We start from the raw sequence: 17,071 nt of genomic DNA on the forward strand, positions 1-17,071 counted from the left end.
CTTCGGGCCATGCGCGTTGTTTCTCACAGACTGGCCCTGGCCGCCTGCACCGCCGCCCTGCTGGCCCTGGCGGGCTGCGGTACCTCGCGGCCCCCATCGTCTTCTTCGTTCCCTTCGTCATCATCGTCGTCGGCGCCGGTGCGCACCACGCCGCCCCTGACCGCGGAGCAGGCGCATGACATCGCCATCCACGCGCTGGGCCTGGTGGGCACGCCGTACCGCTACGGCGGCAACACGCCGGACTCTGGCTTCGACTGCAGCGGGTTGATCGGCTATGTGTACCGCAACCAGGTGGGCACCCCGCCGCCCCGCACGGTGGCGCAGCTCAACAGCTGGGGCTACCCCATCGACGGCAGCGAGCTGCGCGCCGGGGACCTGGTGGTGTTCGGCACCGGCCGCCAGCCCAACCATGCGGGCATCTATGTGGGCGAAGGGCGCTTTGTGCACGCGCCGTCCACCGGCGGCACGGTGCGGCTCGACCAGCTGCAGTCGCGGCATTGGTCGCGGCAGAATGCGGCGTTCCGCAGGCCGTAGCGGCTCCCCCTGAGTCGCCTTCGGCGCCTTCCCCCTGAGGGGGACGACGCCCTTGCTGCGGGGCGGCCCTTGCTCGGCGTCTCTCGCCTGGGGCGCGCCAGTCTTTCCCAATGTCGCCCATGGGTAGAAAGGTGTTCGCCCGAATCTGCCAGCAGCGGCTGTCCAGCGCCGCGCGACAATCGGGGCCACCATGACCCACGCACACCGCTCCGCCACCCCGATCTCCACCCACGATACGACGCGCGTCGATGACACGCGCATCAAGGCCGTGCGGCCGCTCATCACGCCGGCTTTGCTGCAGGAATGGCTGCCCGCGCCCGATGCCGCCCAGAGGCTGGTGGAGACCAGCCGCACCGCCATCTCGCGCGTGCTGCATGGGCAGGACGACCGGCTCGTGGTGGTAGTGGGGCCCTGCTCCATCCACGACCACGGCCAGGCGATGGAGTACGGGCGCCAGCTGAAGGTGCAGGCCGATGCGCTGCAGCAGGACCTGCTCATCGTGATGCGCGTGTACTTCGAGAAGCCGCGCACCACCGTGGGCTGGAAGGGCTACATCAACGACCCGCACCTGGATGGCAGCTTTGCCATCAACGAAGGGCTGGAGCTGGCACGCCAGCTGCTGCTGGATGTGCTGGCGCTGGGCCTGCCAGTGGGCACGGAGTTCCTGGACCTGCTGTCGCCGCAGTTCATCAGCGACCTGGTGAGCTGGGGCGCCATCGGCGCGCGCACGACCGAGAGCCAGAGCCACCGCCAGCTGGCCAGCGGCCTGTCGTGCCCCGTGGGCTTCAAGAACGGCACCGACGGCGGCGTGAAGGTGGCGAGCGACGCCATCCAGGCCGCTCAGGCGTCGCACGCCTTCATGGGCATGACCAAGATGGGGCAGGCCGCGATCTTCGAGACGCGCGGCAACCAGGACTGCCATGTGATCCTGCGCGGCGGCAAGCAGCCCAACTACCAGAAGGCCGATGTGGATGCCGCCTGCACCATGCTTCAGGCGGCGGGCCTGCGCGAGCAGGTGATGATCGACGTGAGCCACGCCAACAGCAGCAAGCAGCACCAGCGCCAGATCACCGTGGCGGGCGAAGTGGCCCAGCAGATCGCCGCGGGCGACCAGCGCATCACCGGCCTCATGATCGAAAGTCACCTGCAGGAAGGCCGCCAGGACATCGTGCCCGGCCAGCCGCTCGCGCCCGGGGTGTCGGTGACGGATGCCTGCATCAGCATGGCGCAGACCATCCCGGTGCTGGAAGACCTGGCGGCGGCGGTGCGGGCGCGGCGCGCACGCGGCTGAACTTCCGGCCCAGCGTTCTGGGTTACGCCGCACCACCGGCTGCAACTACCGCGCTGCCGTGGTGTCGATGTTGCGCGCCGTGGCCAGCAGCGTGGCGCACAGGGTTTCCTGGCCATCTGCATCCACCGCGAACACGTCCGACGCGCACACCGTGAGCAGCCGCGCCGCGTCGATCACGCGCCCGCGCGCCCTGAGGCACACGCCCCGCGCCGGGGCCACGAGCTTCACGGTGGCATCCACCGTGGCATTGACCCAGCCCGGCGGCAGCACGCTGCCGGCCGCCCCCACCGCAGCGAAGTCGGCCACCGCAAACACGGCCGTGGCCTGCAGCTGGCCGGGGCGAAAGCAGAACGCGTCGCTCACCGGGATTTCCACCTCCACCGCGCCCGGCTCGACGCGCACGAAGCGCAGGCCCAGCGTGCGCGCCATGGGCATGGCCAGCACCAGCGATTGCAGCTGGGTCAATGAAGTGGAGGATGGGACTGATGAAATGGACGCCGTGGCGGGACCAGTGGCAGGTGCAGAGGGGGTCATGGTGTTTTCCTGGTGGGGCGGGGGGATCGTGAAGCCGGTGGTGGCGGCGGTGCGGGTGCGGCCGGCGCAGGGGCGGGCCGCACGCGGGGCCACGGGGCCTTGGCTTTGGGTGCCGCAGCCTGGGCACGCCGCGCCGTCGCCTGCTTTGCCCGAAACCACGCCGCGTGCTCCAGCACGCGCTGCTTCTGGGCCTGCAGCCCGGCGATCTGCTGGTCCAGCGCCAGGGCGCGCTCGCGCAGGTCTTGCACCATGGCGTCGATGCACAGCGTGCCGGCGCGGTAGGCGGCCAGGCGCGGCGCGATCTGCGGCAGGGTGAAGCCCAGCTGGCGCGACATGGCGATGAACACGACCTCGCGCTGCAGGGCCACGGGATAGTCGCGGTAGCCGTTGGCGCGCCGGCGCGGGGTGAGCAGCCCCAGCCGCTCGTAGTGGCGCAGGGCATGGACCGAGACCGAGGTGCGCTGGGCCAGTTCAGAGATCTGCATGGCGCAAAGCCTAGCAAGCCTGGCGCTGCACGAAGGTTGCCTGTGCGACTGCTTTTGGGGCAAACCCCCATGCCCAGCGCCGCGGGCAGAGCGCGTCGCGGTGTAGCATTCACCTTTTACCGTCCTGGCCTGGGCACTGCGGCCTGCGGCGACGGTTTTCATCCCCACTGCGAAGACCCTTGACGATGCTTGAGCTCCACGGCAATGCCACCCAGGCCGCTCCAGGCGCCGGGACGGGGTGCGCGCCGCTGGGTCGCTGCACGATAGCTGCCTGACCATGTCATCAGCCCACGCACCCGAAGAGGCAGCGCGGCTTTTGGCACTGCAGTCCTACGCGATCCTCGACACCCCTGCCGAGGAAGGCTTCGACCAGTTGGCGGCCCTGGCCGCGCAGGTGTGCGGCTGCCCCATCGCGGTGGTCAACTTTCTCGACGGCGAGCGCCAGTGGTTCAAGGCGTCGGTGGGCCTGGCGTTTCAGCAGACCGAGCGCGCCATCGCGTTCTGCGCGCATGCGCTGGACGGCCGCCGCGACCCGATGGTGGTGCCCGACGCCGCCCTGCACCCCGTGCTGGCCAGCAACCCGCTGGTGGTGGGCGATCCGCATGTGCGCTTTTATGCCTGCGTGCCGCTGGTCACGCCCGAGGGCTTTGCCCTGGGCACCCTGGCCGTGGTCGACACCGTGCCGCGCACGCTGCAGGACGCACAGATCGACGCCCTCAAGATGCTGGCGGGCCAGGCCATGGTGCAGCTGGAGCTGCGCCGCCAGAAGCGGCTGCTGGCCCACCTGGTGCGCGAGCGCGACCAGATGCACGCCGAGATGGTGGCCCAGGGCGAGGCGCTGCGCGCGGCCGGGCGCATCGCGCGCATCGGCGGCTGGACGGTGGAGCTGCCCGGCCAGCAGTGGACCTGGTCGCAGGAGATCGCGGCCACCTACGGCCTTGCGCAGCGGCAAAGCGGCCTGGCGCAGGTGCTGCAGCTGTACACGCCGCCGTACCGCGGCGTGATGCAGCGGGTGCTGGACGACTGCCTGCAGCACGGCACGCCGTTCGACATCGAGGCCGAGGCGCTGATGCCGGGCGAGCGGCACTTCTGGGTGCGCACCGCGGGGCAGGCGGTGCGCGGTGCCGACGGGCAGATCCTGCGCATCCAGGGCGCCTTCCAGGACATCACCACCCAGCGCCGCGCCCACCAGGCACAGCGCGAGAGCGAGGAGCGCTTTCACCTGGTCTCGCGCGCCACGGCCGATGCGGTGTGGGACTGGAACCTGTTCACCGACCACATCTGGTGGAACGAGGGCATGCAGACGCTGTTCGGCGTGCCGCCCGACCAGCTGCAGGCCGACAGCAGCTCCTGGACGTCGCGCCTGCACCCCGAGGACAGCGATGCGGTGGTCACCGGCATCCACGCGGTGATCGACGGCAAGGGCACGCACTGGTCGAGCGAATACCGCTTTCGCCGCCACGACGGCAGCTACGCCTGGGTGCTGGACCGCGGCTTCGTGATCCGCGACGCCAGCGGCAAGGCGGTGCGCATGGTGGGCGGCATGGCCGACATCAGCCGGCAAAAGCTCGCCGAGATCGATGCGCAGCGCGATGCGCAAAACCATGCCGAACTGCTGCAGGTGCAGCAGCGCATCTCGTCGATGGCATTGCCCCTGCACGAGGCGCTGCAGCTCGTGGCCGACACGGTGCTGCGCCAGACGCGGGCGCGTGGCGCGCTGGTGGAGCTGCTGCGCGAGCAGGAGCTGGTGGCGCAGGCCGCGGCGGGCGACCACGTGCGCCCGGTGGGCCACCTGCTGCCCGTGGACCAGAGCCTGCTGTGGCCCTCGCTGCGCGAAGGCCGCACGGTGGTGTGCAACGACACCGAGGCCGCGGGCTGGGACATGAGCTCGATGCCGCACCGCCACGGCGTGCGCTCGGTGATGGCGGTGCCGCTGCGCACGGCCAGCGGCGTGGTCGGCTCGCTCAAGGTCACGTCCGACCAGCCCCAGGCGTTCTCGCGGCGCGACGTGGCCCACCTGGAGATCCTGACCGAGTCGCTCGGCTCCATGGTGCAGCTGCGGCACGTGGCCGCGCAGCTGCGCGCGTCCGAGCAGCAGTACCGCATGCTGTTCGACGAGCACCCGCACCCGATGTGGGTGTACGACAAGGAGACGCTGCGCCTGCAGGCGGTGAACCAGTCGATGGTGACGCACTACGGCTACACCGAGGCCGAGCTGCTGGCCATGCAGATGACCGACCTGTGGCCCGCCGAGCGCCGCGCGGCCATCAAGGCCAGCATCGACGCGATCCCGATGGACCAGCGCAACCGGCCCGTGGTGAGCCGCCACCTCAAGAAGGACGGCTCGATGATGGACGTGGAGATCACGGCCGGCAGCATCAGCTTCAATGGCCGCCCCGCGCGCCAGGTGCTGGCCACCGACGTGACCGAGCGCCTGCGCACCGAGCGCGAGCTCGCGCGCATGGGCCGTGCGCAGCGCCTGCTCAGCGCCTGCAACGAGACCCTGGTGCGCGCCACGTCCGAGACCGCGCTGCTGCAGGCCATCTGCCAGATCGCGGTGGACATCGGCGGCTACCGCATGGGCTGGGTGGGCTTTGCGCGGGACGATGACCGCAAGTCCATCGAGCCCGTGGCCCATGCCGGCTACAACCAGAACTACCTGGAGAACCTGCACCTGTCGTGGTCGGCCGACGACCCGTACGGCCGCGGCCCGGCGGGCACGGCCGTGCGCTCGGGCAAGCCGGTGATCGTGCAGGACATCCGCGCCGAAGGCGACTTCGCCGACTGGACCGAGCGCATGCTGGAGCACGGGTTCCACGGCGTGATCTGCCTGCCGCTGCAGCAGCGCGACCACGACCAGGACCGCACCTTCGGCCTGCTGTACCTGTACGCGCCCGACATCCTGCAGATCAGCGCGCAGGAGGCCGCGCTGCTGCAGGAGCTGTCCAACGACGTGGCCTTCGGCATCACCAGCCTGCGCGCGCACAAGGCGCAGCAGCGCCTGCAGGCCTCGGTGCTCAAGGTGGCAGCGGCCGTGTCGGCCAGCACGGGCACCGAGTTCTTCGTGCAGCTGGTGCGCAACATGGCCGATGCGCTCGGTGCGCAGGGCGGCTGCGTGGTGCGGCTGCTGCCCGGAAGCGAAGGCCAGCCCGACCGGGTGACCACGCTCGCGGCCGTGCTGGACGGCCACATGCTGTCCAACGACGAATACATGCTGGAGGGCACGCCCAGCCAGATGCTGCTGAACCAGCGCGAGTTCGTGGTGGCCGAGAAGGTCCAGCAGGCGTTTCCGTCCGCACCCATGCTGCGCCTGGTGGGCGCGCAGGGCTATGCGGGCCAGCAGCTGTGCAACGGCGACGGCGAGGTGGTGGGCTTCGTCTTCGTGCTGTTCCGCCAGCCCATCGCGGAAACGGACTTCATCACCTCCACGCTGCAGATCTTTGCCGCGCGCGCCTCGGCCGAGATCGACCGCCAGCTGGCCGACATCCGCATCCGCCACCAGGCGTCGCTGCTGGACAAGGCGCAGGACGCCATCCTGGTGCGCGACCTCACGCACCGCATCATCTTCTGGAACAAGAGCGCCGAGCGGCTGTACGGCTGGTCTCAGCTGCAGGCGCTGGGCCAGTCCATCGAGACGCTGCTCTACGACGACCCCACGCACTTTCGGCACGCCACGCAGGCGGTGCTGGAGCAGGGCGAGTGGACGGGCGAGATCGTGCAGTACCACCGCGACGGCAGCACCATCGAGGTGGAGGGGCGCTGGACGCTGGTGCGCGGCGACGACGGACAGCCGCATTCCATCCTGGCCATCAACACCGACATCCGCCAGCGCAAGGCCAGCGAGCGCGAGATCCAGCGCCTGGCGTTCTACGACGCGCTCACCGGCCTGCCCAACCGCATGCTGCTGATGGACCGCATCGGCCACGCGCTGGCCAACGCGCAGCGCCGCCACCACGGCGGGGCGTTGCTGTTCATCGACCTCGACAACTTCAAGACGCTGAACGACACGCTGGGCCATGACCAGGGCGACCTGCTGCTGCAGCAGGTGGCGCAGCGCCTGAACACCTGCGTGCGCAGCGTGGACACCGTGGCGCGGCTGGGTGGCGACGAGTTCGTGGTGATGCTGGAAGAGCTGAGCGCCAAGCCGCACGAACTGGCGCTGCACGCGCGCGGCGTGGGCGAGAAGATTTTGACCATGCTGGCCGTGCCCTACGCGCTGGCCGGCTACCAGTACCGCAGCACGCCCAGCATCGGGGTGGCGCCCTTCACCGGCGAGCAAACGAGCGTGGGCGAGCTGCTCAAGCAGGCGGATCTGGCCATGTACCAGGCCAAGACCGCAGGGCGCAACACGCTGCGCTTCTTCGACCCCGACATGCAGGCGGTGGTGACGGCCCGCGCGGGCCTGGAGACCGACCTGCGCGCGGCCCTGGCGCAAGAGGAATTCCTGCTGCACTTTCAGCCGCAGATGCACCAGACGGGCCTGTGCGTGGGGGTGGAGGCGCTGGTGCGCTGGGCCCACCCGCAGCGCGGCATGGTCTCGCCCGCGCAGTTCATCCCGCTGGCCGAGGAAACCGGGCTCATCCTGCCGCTGGGCCGCTGGGTGCTGCACACCGCGTGCAAGCTGCTGTCGAGCTGGCAGGACGACCCGGCCCTGGCGCACCTGACCATGGCGGTGAACGTAAGCTCGCGCCAGTTCCGCCATGCGAGCTTCGTGGACGACGTGGCGCGGGTGCTGGCCATCACCGGTGCACCGGCCCACCTGCTCAAGCTCGAGCTCACCGAAAGCCTGCTGGTGGAAGACATGGAAACCACCATCGCCACCATGGCCGCGCTGCGCAGCTACGGCGTGGGGTTCTCGCTGGACGACTTCGGCACCGGCTATTCGAGCCTGAGCTACTTGAAGCGCATGCCGCTCGACCAGCTCAAGATCGACCAGAGCTTCGTGCGCGACCTGCTCACCGACCCCAACGATGCGGCCATCGTGGACACCATCATCGGCCTGTCGCGCAGCCTGGGCCTGCAGGTGATCGCCGAAGGCGTGGAAACGCCCGAGCAGCGCGAGCTGCTCGCCCATGCCGGGTGCATGCACTACCAGGGCTATTTGTTCAGCCGGCCGCTCTCGGCCGACGTGCTGGCGACCTTCCTCCACAAGCCCGCCGAGGCTTGATCCACAGGCCACGGGCAGTCTGTCCCGTGCGCGTTGCCGTCTCCGGGCGGCCAGCCCGGCACACCACGGCGCGCCCAGAGCCTCCAGGGCGGGCTGGCAACGCGCCGGCAGGAGGAGGGGGTGTGCCCGCCGTCCGGCAGGCCTCCAGGCCCCTCTCAGGCCATTGGCTGCGCCTCTTCCCAGCATCAGCCCCCTCCACGACAGCGGCATGCCTGGCGCAAGGCGATCCCACCCGTGCGGTGCCTGGCCCCGGGAAGTTGTCCCTGTCTTCTTCTTTATTTTCTTTATAAATACATAGTCGTAGTAGTAGAGGACGGCTTGCGGTGTGGACAACCGCGTTTTTCCCAGACGCGGCAAGCACTTGCGCGCAGCCCAACCCTGTGGGCCAGCCCCTGTTTCCGCTGTCGCGCCGGCGGGGACAAAAGCCAGGAATCGCTGCGGCCTGTGGACAACCGGGTACTTGTGCCAAAACTGTCCCCAGTTTTACCCACCGGGGTCGCTGTGCCCGGGAATCTGCTGGAAAAGTGGTCCTGGCGCCCTATGGACAAGCGCCAGCAGCTACTGAAAACATAGCAAATTCGACGCACCGGTGCCGCTGACCGGGATCTGTGCCGCCAGGAAGTCCTGCGGCAGGCGCTCTGGATCGTTGTCGGTGAGGCCCTCGCCACCGCTGCGGTGTGGCTGGGCGGGCGCGTGACGGGCCGTCTGGCGAGTGCCGGCTGTGCATGGGCAGGCACCCGCTGATGGACGCCCTCTGGACCGCCCCCACCCTCAGGGGAGCGATGTGCGCCAGATTTGCCGCTCGGGCCGTGGCATCGGCCGCTTTACCGGGTGCGCAAAGACGCTCGTGAAGGCGTCAGCAGGCGGTCCCGGTGTCCCGGATTCGGGGTGTTCTGTTATTCATTGATAGATCTATATATAAATAGCAGTAGTAGTAGAGCCGCCCTGTTTCTGTGGACAAGGCCGGATTTGCCAATGCTGGCGCGCACTTGCGTCGCTTCAAACACTGTGGGACGCCGGGGTTGAACTTCGGGGCCGGCAGACAACAACTTCGGCCGCCGGCATCTTTGTGTGGATAACTGCCCGGTTGTTCGAAAAGTCTCCCCAGACTTATCCACAGGCGCACTGGTGCGGCCAGCCTGTGTTCCGCACCGCGCTGCTTTGCGCCGACCCAAAACAGCGGGCCGTGCTCCCAAGGAAAAAGCCCGGGGTCCTTTGCAGGACCCCGGGCCGTGGGTGGTGGCGTGCCTTGCGGCTGCCGCTGGTTTACTTGGCAGGCATGGCCGCACCGGCCGGTGCGGGTGCGGGCCTGCCCGCGTCGCCGTGGTGGTGGCGCTCGCCGCCCTTGCCGGGGCGGCCTTCGCCGTGGGGGCCGCCGCGGTGTTGGCGGTGCGCCTGGGCGTCAAACGTCTTTTGCTGCTCGGGCGTCAGCGTGGCGTAGAAGGCCTTGGTGGCCTCGCCACGGCGGTCGGCCTCGGCGGCGTGCTGGGCGCGCAGGGCTCGCATGCGGTCGATGCGCTCGGGCGTGGTCAGCTTGTCCATGTCCTTGCGGTCCAGGCGCGCGGTGCGCTCGCCCGGTTGCAGGGCCGTGGTGAAGGTGGTCCAGCCGGATTCCTGTGCGGGCGTCAGCTTGAGCTGGTCCTTCAAGGCCGCCATGCGTTTTGCCTGGTGGGCCTGACGGGCCTGGTGGCGTTCGTGGTGGTCCCGGCGCGGCTCGCCGGCCTGGCGGGCGTGGCGGCCCTCGGGGGCGGTGGCGCTGGCGGCCGCCGGGGCGGCTGCGGGGCTGGCAGGTGCCGGTTGTGCCAGAGCGGGCAGGGCCAGGGCAGCCAGAACAGCGGTGGCGACAAAGCGGCGTGGAAGTTGGAAAGCCATGGTGTGAGTCCTTTCACGGTGGAGGTGGCAGCCCGCTGTGCCAGGTTGGCTCAGCGGTTGAGGGTCAGTGTCCGCCTGCCATGTATCGCCGCCGTGCCCACTGGGTGAGGCTGTGTAAAGTTGTGACAAGAAGATCCGTACGCGGCGCGGACCTTGGGGCGGTATCGACCTCTACCGCTCGTCCATCCGGCGTTGACAGCTATGAAATATGTAGCAATGCTCCCGCCGGATGTACGGAAGCCTGCGGTGCGGCGCGAGACCGGTGCCCGCAGCCCCGACAATGGCGGATTCGCCGTTTGCCCGTTGTTCGCTCAACGCCTAGAAGAGAAGAAGGTTGTCCCGTGTTCAAGAACATGATCGTGTACCGCATTGCCCCCCAATGGCAGGTGGAGTTGACCCAGGTCGAGGAAGCGCTGGCCAAGGCGCCTTTCATGGAGTGCGGCGCCACGCAGGAGAAGTCCCTGGGCTGGGTGCCGCCACGCGGCGATGCCCACGGCCCGCTGGCCGAGTCGGTCGGGGGCCAGTGGATCCTGCGTTTCATGGTCGAGTCCAAGGTGCTGCCCGGCAGCGTGCTGGCGCGTCGGGTGAAGGAAAAGGCCGAGCGCATCGAGCAGGAAACCGGCCGCAAGCCCGGCAAGAAGGAAAGCAAGGAGCTCAAGGACGAGGCCAAGCTCGACCTGCTGCCCATGGCCTTCACCAAGCAGGGCTCGATGTGGATCTGGATCGACACGGCGTCCCGCCTGCTGGTGCTGGACACCTCCAGCCAGGGCCGCGCCGATGAGGTCGTCACGCTGCTGGTCGAGTCGCTGCCCGGCCTGTCGGTGTCGCTGATCAACACCCAGACGAGCCCGCAGGCCGCGATGTCGCACTGGCTCAAGGAGCAGGAGCCGCCCGTGGGCTTCACCGTGGACCGCGAGTGCGAGCTCAAAAGCGCCAGCGAAGAAAAGTCCGTGGTGCGCTACGCCCGCCACGCGCTCGACATCGAAGAGGTGCAGGCCCACATCGACGCCGGCAAGCTGCCCACCAAGCTGGCGATGACCTGGGACGACCGCGTGTCCTTCATGCTCACCGAGGGCTTCCAGATCAAGAAGGTGTCGTTCCTCGACACGGTGTTCGAGGGCACAAAGTCCGACGACAGCGGCTTCGACACCGACGTGGCCATTGCCACGGGCGAGCTGGTCAAGCTGATCCCCGACCTGATCGAGGCCCTGGGCGGCGAGGCGGAAAGCGGCGTGGCCAGCGCTGCGCAGGCGGTGGCGGCGGGTGGCGACAGCGCTCCGTCATCGGCCCCGGGTTCCGGCTCCGGCCTGGCGGCCGCCGTGCCGGCGCCGCCCCGAGGCAAGGATGTGACGGGCCGCGCGATCACCGGGCCGGCCACGGCACCGGTGGACACAGACCCCGAATCGGCGCCGTTCTGACGACCCTCGCCAGGGGCGAGTTCAAGACCGGGGAGGCGATGTCAACGCCCGGCAGGCGCTCTCAGCGCCCGGTGAACCGCGGGCTCTGGCGCGCATGGAACGCGTCGACCCCGCTCTGGAAATCCTGCGTGCCCGCGCACTGCACGAACGCAGCGGCCTCGGCCGCCAGTTGCTCGGGCAGCGTGCGGCCCATTGAATCGCGCATCAGGCGCTTCATCGCGCCGTAGGCCTGGGTCGGGCCGCTCGCCAAGCGCGCTGCCAGCGCGGCGGTGGCCGCGTCCAGCTCCGCCGCCGGCACCACGCGGTTGACGAGGCCCAGGCGCAGGGCCTCGTCGGCGGTGAAGGCGTCGCCCAGCAGGGCGATCTCCAGCGCCTTGCGCACCCCCACCAGCCGGGGCAGCGCCCACGATGCGCCCACGTCGCAGCTGGTGCCCAGGTTGATGTACGCCAGGTTGAAGCGCGTGCCTTCGGCCACCAGCACGTAGTCGGCCATCAGCAGCAGGCTCAGGCCCGCGCCTGCGGCCACGCCGTGCACCTGGGCGATGACGGGGGCGTTCATCTGCGCCAGCAGCGGCAGCGCCTGGTTCAGCGGGGTGAGGATGTCGATGGCGCCTTGCACCGGGTGGGCCCGCAGCGTGGCCAGGTCGCCACCGGCCATGAAGCCCCGGCCGTTGCCGCGCAGCACCACGGCGCGCACCGTGGGGTCGGCGGCAACAGTCTGCACGGCGGTCAGAAAAGCGTTGGCCATGGCCACGTCGATGGCGTTGAGCGCGTCGGGCCGGTTGAAGCGCAGCGTGGCGATGGGGCCGTCGCGTTCCAGCAGCACGGGCGCGGTGGGGTCGGTAGCGGTGTTGGTCATGTCCGAAGGGCTTGTGGTGCTTGGTGGCAGAGCGCTGATAGCTCCTGTTTTGATAGTGGCGGCGCGGCCGGCCCCGCGGCATCGGGGTTTTCCCCCGGTCGGGCGCCGCCGCCAGGGCGCTGCGGCGCCTGGGCCCCGGGCGGACCGGGCGTCGAAAAGGCTCTAATACGCACATGACCAAGACGACGACCATTGCCGCGACGGCCGCGACGGCCGCGACGGCCCCCACGCCCCGGCGCAAAAGTGGTGCTGCCGCGACCGCCGCCGCCCCCGCCGTGGCGGCCCCGGTGTCGCACCGCGAGCGCCAGCGCGAGGCCAAGCGCAACGCCGTGCTGCAGGCGGCGGCGCAGCTGTTCAACGAGCGCGGCTTTCACGCCACCTCGCTCGACGACATCGCCGCGCGCCTCAACGTGACCAAGCCCACGCTGTACTACTACGTGAAGAACAAGGACGAGATCCTGCTGCAGTGCGTGAGCCAGGGCCTGACCATGATGCTGGAGGGCATCGACGCCTCGCGCGCAGCCGGCGGCCAGGCCATCGACCAGCTCATCACCTGCATGCAGGTCTATGCGCGCATCGTCACGCAGGACTTCGGCATGTGCCTGATCCGCATCGGCGACGAGCAACTGCCCCCCGCGGCCCGCAAGGAGCTGCGCCGCCTCAAGTCCGCCGTCGACCAGGAGTTCCGCCGCCTGGTGACCGAGGGCGTGGCAGAAGGTTCGCTCGCACCCTGCGACCCGAAGATGACGGCCTTTGTCATTGCGGGCGCTCTGAGCTGGATCGGCCGCTGGTACCAGCCCGGCGGGCAGTACACGCCCGAGCAGGTGGCGGCGCAGTGCATTGGTACGTTGATGGGTGGGGTGGTGCGGCGGGTGGATGCGGCGCCGCCTGCGGTAGCGGTGGTGCCCTCCAAAAAGAGAAAGGCGAGCGCTGCCTGACGGCTGCAGGCCCACAGCACCCTGGGGCTTTGCCAGCGGGTGACTACTAGGGCGCTGCGGGCGCTGTCATGGACAGGCCGTTGCGGCAGTGCGCTGCAAAGGTCTGCTCCATGGCGTCCAGCAGGGCCTGTTCAGGCGCGGTCGGCAGCAGCTCGGCCTCGATCCGCGTGCGCACCTTTTTCCATGCGCCAGGCAGGGCCGTGGCCATGGCGCGAAAGACCTTGAGCGTATCGGCCAGCCCGAAGCCACAGTCGTCGCAGAAGGCTTCCCAGGAATGGAGTCCCACGGCGTCGAAGTGGTCTTCATCCCCGATGAACAGGGCCAGGCCTGTGTCGCCGTAGGCCCGCACGCACAGCAGGTCGTAGAAGGGTGCCAGCCGGTAGCCGTGTTCGTCGATGAGCACCGACATGTTCTTGGCATGCGCATCCGCGTTGCCGATGAGGTAGTTGAACATCACCCAGCGCTGGAACTGCAGCATGTCTGCGCCGGGCACACGCACGCTGCGCAGTGCGTGGGCCAGCTTGGCCAGGCTTGCCAGGCCGCCAGAGCGTTCGTACTTCCAGCCGTAGCCCTGGCCCAGCAATTGGCAGCCGTCGATCTGGTGCAGGGCGACGATGTTTCCGGCGATGAGCGTGCGGTCATAGCGACGCACCACATACGCGGCTTCGGGCACGCGCACCAGCCACGTGGGCGGTACCGGCAGCTTGAGGGCTTTGGCCAGTTGCATGCACGCGTATTCGTTAACGGCGCTGGGCGCATAGCGGGGCTGGCGTGTGTCGGGCTTGAGGATGTGCGTGGTGGGTGATGCTCCCACGCTGTCGTACAGCTGCAGGGTTTTTTCGTCGAGGCGCAGGCCCATCTTGTCTTGCGCGCCCGCCAGGGACATGGTGGTGGTCGTGTTCGACACCAGCAGGGGCACGGTCTGCCGCGCTGTCAGGCGCTCGCTCAATATGGCGGGGGGCAGCGGGCGGTACTGCTGATGTTGCTCGGGTTGCGCGTTGTCGGGCAGCAGTGCCAGCACGCCTGGCAGCTCCTGCCCCAGTCGGCCCAGCAGGTCGAAGCGAGAGGCGTGGCGCAATTGCAGCGCGGCCATGATGTCTTCCAGCGCGTTGCCCTCGGGCAGCAGGTTGTCGAAGAAATGGAGCACCAGCACGCCGGTGTAGCGCTGCGTCTGCAGGGCGAACTGCGGTGCCAGCGCGAATGCGCCCGGTTGGGCCAGCCACTCGGGGTTGTATTCGAAAAAGAAGTCCGCTGCAGCGTGGCCCAGCCAGCCCATGGGGCGGGCATTCGCCCAGACGCGCAGGCGGATCATGGCGCGCTGTCCTCGGGGGACGGGCCCTGCACGATGGAGGCGTTGCCCATCTCCAAAGCGGCGGGGTCTTCGTGCGGGTGCCACACTGCCGGCCATGTGATGTCCAGTGTCAGCCCCAGTCCCTCCGCCAGCAGCAGCAGCTTGCCCAATGAACAACGTTCTGGCGCACTTTCAGCATCGCGGATGAATGAAGGGCTCACGTTGCAGACGGCTGCAGCTTGGGAGCGTGACAGCCCTTGCCGCCTGCGCTCGGCCTGAAGCCGCGCCGCGAAGTCGGGCAGGTTGCGAAAGTTGAGCTGCATGGTTTTTGACCTTATAGGGGCAAATTACATCACAGATACCGTTGATTGCGCTATTTTTGACCTCATGAGGTCAATTTGCAGTTTTCGTGAATGCCGTTTCGTGAAATTGACCTTATAGGAGCAAAACGATTTTTCCGCTGAATCGATGGATGGACTGAGCCCAGAGGATCGCCGGTGGCCTCCCTGTCGCCTCAGATGCCGTGGTTGCAGTGCCGGACGCCAGTGCCAACAGAGCCGCGAGCGCGCCCTGTCAACGCTCCGCCGCCCCCGCCAGGTCATCCAGGATCGGGCAATCTGGCCGCTCGTTGCCCTTGCAGCACGACACCAGCGTCTGCAGGCTGCGTTGCATGGCCTGCATCGAGGCAATGCGCTCGCTCAGGTCGTCGATGTGGGCCTGGGCGATGCGCTTGACCTGGCTGCTGGCGCGGCTGCGGTCGTGCCACAGGGCGAGCAGCTCGGCGATCTCTTCCATCGAGAAGCCCAGGTCGCGGCTTCTGCGGATGAAGTGCAGGGTGTGCACGTCCGCCTGGGTGTACTGGCGGTAGCCGCTGTCGGTGCGGGCCACGGCGGCCAAGAGGCCCAGGGACTCGTAGTGGCGCACCATGCGGGCCGAGATGCCCGCGCTGCGGGCGGCCTCGCCGATGGTCAGGGGCCGGCCGTGGGGGATGGCTGCTTTGCCAGTGCCTTTGCTGCTGCTGTCCGCAAGGCCCGGGGCGCGGGGGGCGGTGGCGGCGCTCATGGCGCGACGGTATAGCCTTCTTCGGCGATGGCCGCGGCCAGGGCGGCGCGGGGCGTGGTGGCGTTGCCGACTTCCACGCGGCCGGTGCTGCGGTCGATGCGCACGGTGGCGCCGGGGTCGGCGGATTGCACGGCCTGCGTCACGGCGCGCTCGCAGTGGCCGCAGGTCATGCCCTGCACGTCAAAGAGCTGGGTGGAGGAAGCGGCATGGGGGGTGTCGTTCGTGGTCATGGTGGCTCCTGGAAGTCCTGTGGGGGTGGTCCGACGGGTATCGGTAAGGTGTCAGGGTGCCAGCGTAAACCTTCACACGATGGCAAGGTCAAGGCCCATGCAACGACCCCACGGCCTGTGGGCAGGCCGGGCGCGGCTGTGCGGACTGTCTGCTATTGAAAATATAGCTGCCAGCGCACTTCCATCCAGCGGTAGGGGCCTTTTTGTTTGAACGAACTACTTGGGCCGGGGGCGGCGCACGCCGGCGTCGGGCTGCACCAGGCGGCCTGCGCGCAGTTCGGTGATGGCCACGGACAGCGCCTCGGCGGCGCCGCGCACTTCGGCCTGCATGGCGGTATCGCGGTCCAGCACCTCGTGGCTTTGGGCGTAGCTTTCGTAGTAGCCGATGTAGCGGTCCAGGCGTGCCTTGGGGCCGGCGTCGATGAAGCCCATCCAGTCGAGCCAGTCCGACAGGCCCCGGCGCGTCATCTCGATGCCGGCCACGTCGCCGTGCACGGCCAGCGCGTAGGCGCGGCCGGCCAGGTGCTTGGGGTAGTCCCAGCCCGCCAGTTCCAGCGCCTTGGCCTCGGTGGCCTTCTTGCCGTGGGTGGTGGTGGGGTCGGGGTTGCCGCCGTCGGCACACACCAGGCGGTCGATCATGAGCTTGAGCGGGCTCGGGGCCTGGTACCAGTACACGGGGGTGATGATCATCACGCCGTGCGCGGCGGTGAAGCGTTCGTAGATCTCGTTCATCCAGTCGCCGGTCTGGCGCTCGGCATGGTTGGGGTAGCAGCTGCACGGAAAGTGGCACAGCGGCATGGCGGTGGACACGCAGCCCTTGCACGGATGGATGTGGCGCCCGTAGTCGGAGGTGACGCGGCTCAGGTCGAGCAGGTCGACTTCGATCTGCGCGCCCGCCAGCACGTCGCGCGCCATGTTCAGCATGCGCCAGCTCTTGGAGATCTCGCCGGGGCAGGTGCCGTCGTTGCGGGCCGATCCGCACACCAGCAGCGCGCGGGCTGGCGCTGCCTTGTCGGCCCACCGGGTGCGGGCGGCGTCGATGCGCTCCTTGGCCTCGATCCAGTCCACCGACAGGTCGTAGTCCGGGTCGGCATAGCCCGGGCCGGCCTTGCGGGTGCGCGGGGCCTTGCGGCCTTCGTCGTAGTTGCGCCAGGCGATGGCCTCGATGCGGTCGAGCGCATCGGGGGCCTCGTCGGCAAAGCGCGGGTCGCAGAAGTCCTGCAGGAACCGCTCGCGGAATTCGGCGCGCTTCAGTGGGGGCGCGGCCTGGCCGGTGCGGGGTTGCGGGGGCGTGGTGTTTTGGGTGGGTGTGGGGCCGGTCGTCATGCGGCCATTGAGCGCTGCAGGGCGGGGCGGTGCTATCGGACAACATGCCGTGAAGGACTCGGAG

General features: G+C 69.0%; 14 protein-coding genes. 5 read left to right on the forward strand and 9 right to left on the reverse strand.

All coding sequences use genetic code 11. From position 1 onward, the window contains the following. The first annotated feature begins 9 nt into the window (after positions 1-9). On the forward strand, positions 10-534 hold the full coding sequence (locus ACIGHN_RS09645; RefSeq protein WP_056171593.1) for a C40 family peptidase: 525 nt from the start codon (positions 10-12) through the stop codon (positions 532-534). A gap of 190 nt (positions 535-724) precedes the next feature. Then, positions 725-1,825 carry a 3-deoxy-7-phosphoheptulonate synthase gene (locus ACIGHN_RS09650; RefSeq protein WP_396504191.1) on the forward strand — a complete coding sequence of 367 codons (1,101 nt, stop codon included), beginning with the start codon at positions 725-727 and terminating at the stop codon, positions 1,823-1,825. Positions 1,826-1,870: 45 nt separating this feature from the next. Here ACIGHN_RS09650 and ACIGHN_RS09655 read toward each other — a convergent pair whose 3' ends face one another. Together ACIGHN_RS09655 and ACIGHN_RS09660 are read right to left on the reverse strand one after the other, a co-directional pair. After that, on the reverse strand, positions 1,871-2,260 hold the full coding sequence (locus ACIGHN_RS09655; RefSeq protein WP_200912377.1) for a PaaI family thioesterase: 390 nt from the start codon (positions 2,258-2,260) through the stop codon (positions 1,871-1,873). A 95-nt stretch (positions 2,261-2,355) separates the two neighbouring features. Continuing rightward, positions 2,356-2,844 carry a MerR family DNA-binding transcriptional regulator gene (locus tag ACIGHN_RS09660; RefSeq protein ID WP_396504192.1) on the reverse strand — a complete coding sequence of 163 codons (489 nt, stop codon included), beginning with the start codon at positions 2,842-2,844 and terminating at the stop codon, positions 2,356-2,358. Positions 2,845-3,121: 277 nt separating this feature from the next. On the opposite strand from ACIGHN_RS09660, the gene ACIGHN_RS09665 reads away from it, so the two are divergent. Continuing rightward, a complete protein-coding gene (locus ACIGHN_RS09665; protein ID WP_056410710.1) occupies positions 3,122-8,011 on the forward strand; it encodes an EAL domain-containing protein in 4,890 nt (1,629 codons plus the stop codon). A gap of 1,266 nt (positions 8,012-9,277) precedes the next feature. Here ACIGHN_RS09665 and ACIGHN_RS09670 read toward each other — a convergent pair. Next, on the reverse strand, positions 9,278-9,883 hold the full coding sequence (locus ACIGHN_RS09670) for a Spy/CpxP family protein refolding chaperone (RefSeq protein WP_396504193.1): 606 nt from the start codon (positions 9,881-9,883) through the stop codon (positions 9,278-9,280). A 341-nt stretch (positions 9,884-10,224) separates the two neighbouring features. On the opposite strand from ACIGHN_RS09670, the gene ACIGHN_RS09675 reads away from it, so the two are divergent. Continuing rightward, on the forward strand, positions 10,225-11,301 hold the full coding sequence (locus tag ACIGHN_RS09675; RefSeq protein WP_396504194.1) for a recombination-associated protein RdgC: 1,077 nt from the start codon (positions 10,225-10,227) through the stop codon (positions 11,299-11,301). 61 nt (positions 11,302-11,362) lie between these two features. Here ACIGHN_RS09675 and ACIGHN_RS09680 read toward each other — a convergent pair whose 3' ends face one another. After that, positions 11,363-12,160, reverse strand: coding sequence for an enoyl-CoA hydratase/isomerase family protein (locus ACIGHN_RS09680; protein ID WP_396504195.1), 798 nt, complete (start codon positions 12,158-12,160; stop codon positions 11,363-11,365). 173 nt (positions 12,161-12,333) lie between these two features. Here ACIGHN_RS09680 and ACIGHN_RS09685 point away from each other — a divergent pair, with 173 nt between their 5' ends. Continuing rightward, on the forward strand, positions 12,334-13,098 hold the full coding sequence (locus ACIGHN_RS09685) for a TetR/AcrR family transcriptional regulator (protein WP_396504196.1): 765 nt from the start codon (positions 12,334-12,336) through the stop codon (positions 13,096-13,098). A gap of 46 nt (positions 13,099-13,144) precedes the next feature. On the opposite strand, the gene ACIGHN_RS09690 is transcribed toward ACIGHN_RS09685, so the two are convergent. The 5 genes from ACIGHN_RS09690 to ACIGHN_RS09710 form a co-directional block, all read right to left on the reverse strand. Further along, positions 13,145-14,410: a HipA domain-containing protein gene (locus ACIGHN_RS09690; RefSeq protein ID WP_396504197.1), complete on the reverse strand. Its 1,266-nt coding sequence runs from the start codon at positions 14,408-14,410 to the stop codon at positions 13,145-13,147. Further along, complete coding sequence (locus ACIGHN_RS09695) at positions 14,407-14,712, reverse strand: helix-turn-helix transcriptional regulator (protein ID WP_082485704.1); 306 nt, start codon at positions 14,710-14,712, stop codon at positions 14,407-14,409. The genes ACIGHN_RS09690 and ACIGHN_RS09695 overlap by 4 nt, the downstream gene beginning before the upstream one ends. A gap of 250 nt (positions 14,713-14,962) precedes the next feature. Further along, entirely contained in the window at positions 14,963-15,451 is a 489-nt protein-coding gene (cueR, locus tag ACIGHN_RS09700) for a Cu(I)-responsive transcriptional regulator (RefSeq protein WP_396504198.1), read from the reverse strand. Beyond that, on the reverse strand, positions 15,448-15,681 hold the full coding sequence (locus ACIGHN_RS09705; protein ID WP_056410694.1) for a heavy-metal-associated domain-containing protein: 234 nt from the start codon (positions 15,679-15,681) through the stop codon (positions 15,448-15,450). Before ACIGHN_RS09705 ends, cueR begins: the two co-directional genes overlap by 4 nt. 216 nt (positions 15,682-15,897) lie before the next feature. Next, on the reverse strand, positions 15,898-17,007 hold the full coding sequence (locus ACIGHN_RS09710; RefSeq protein ID WP_396504199.1) for a flavodoxin family protein: 1,110 nt from the start codon (positions 17,005-17,007) through the stop codon (positions 15,898-15,900). Positions 17,008-17,071 lie beyond the last annotated feature (64 nt).

Origin of the sequence: Acidovorax sp. NPDC077693, assembly GCF_044542805.1 — a bacterium.
In the GTDB taxonomy this organism is placed as follows: Bacteria; Pseudomonadota; Gammaproteobacteria; order Burkholderiales; family Burkholderiaceae_C; genus Acidovorax.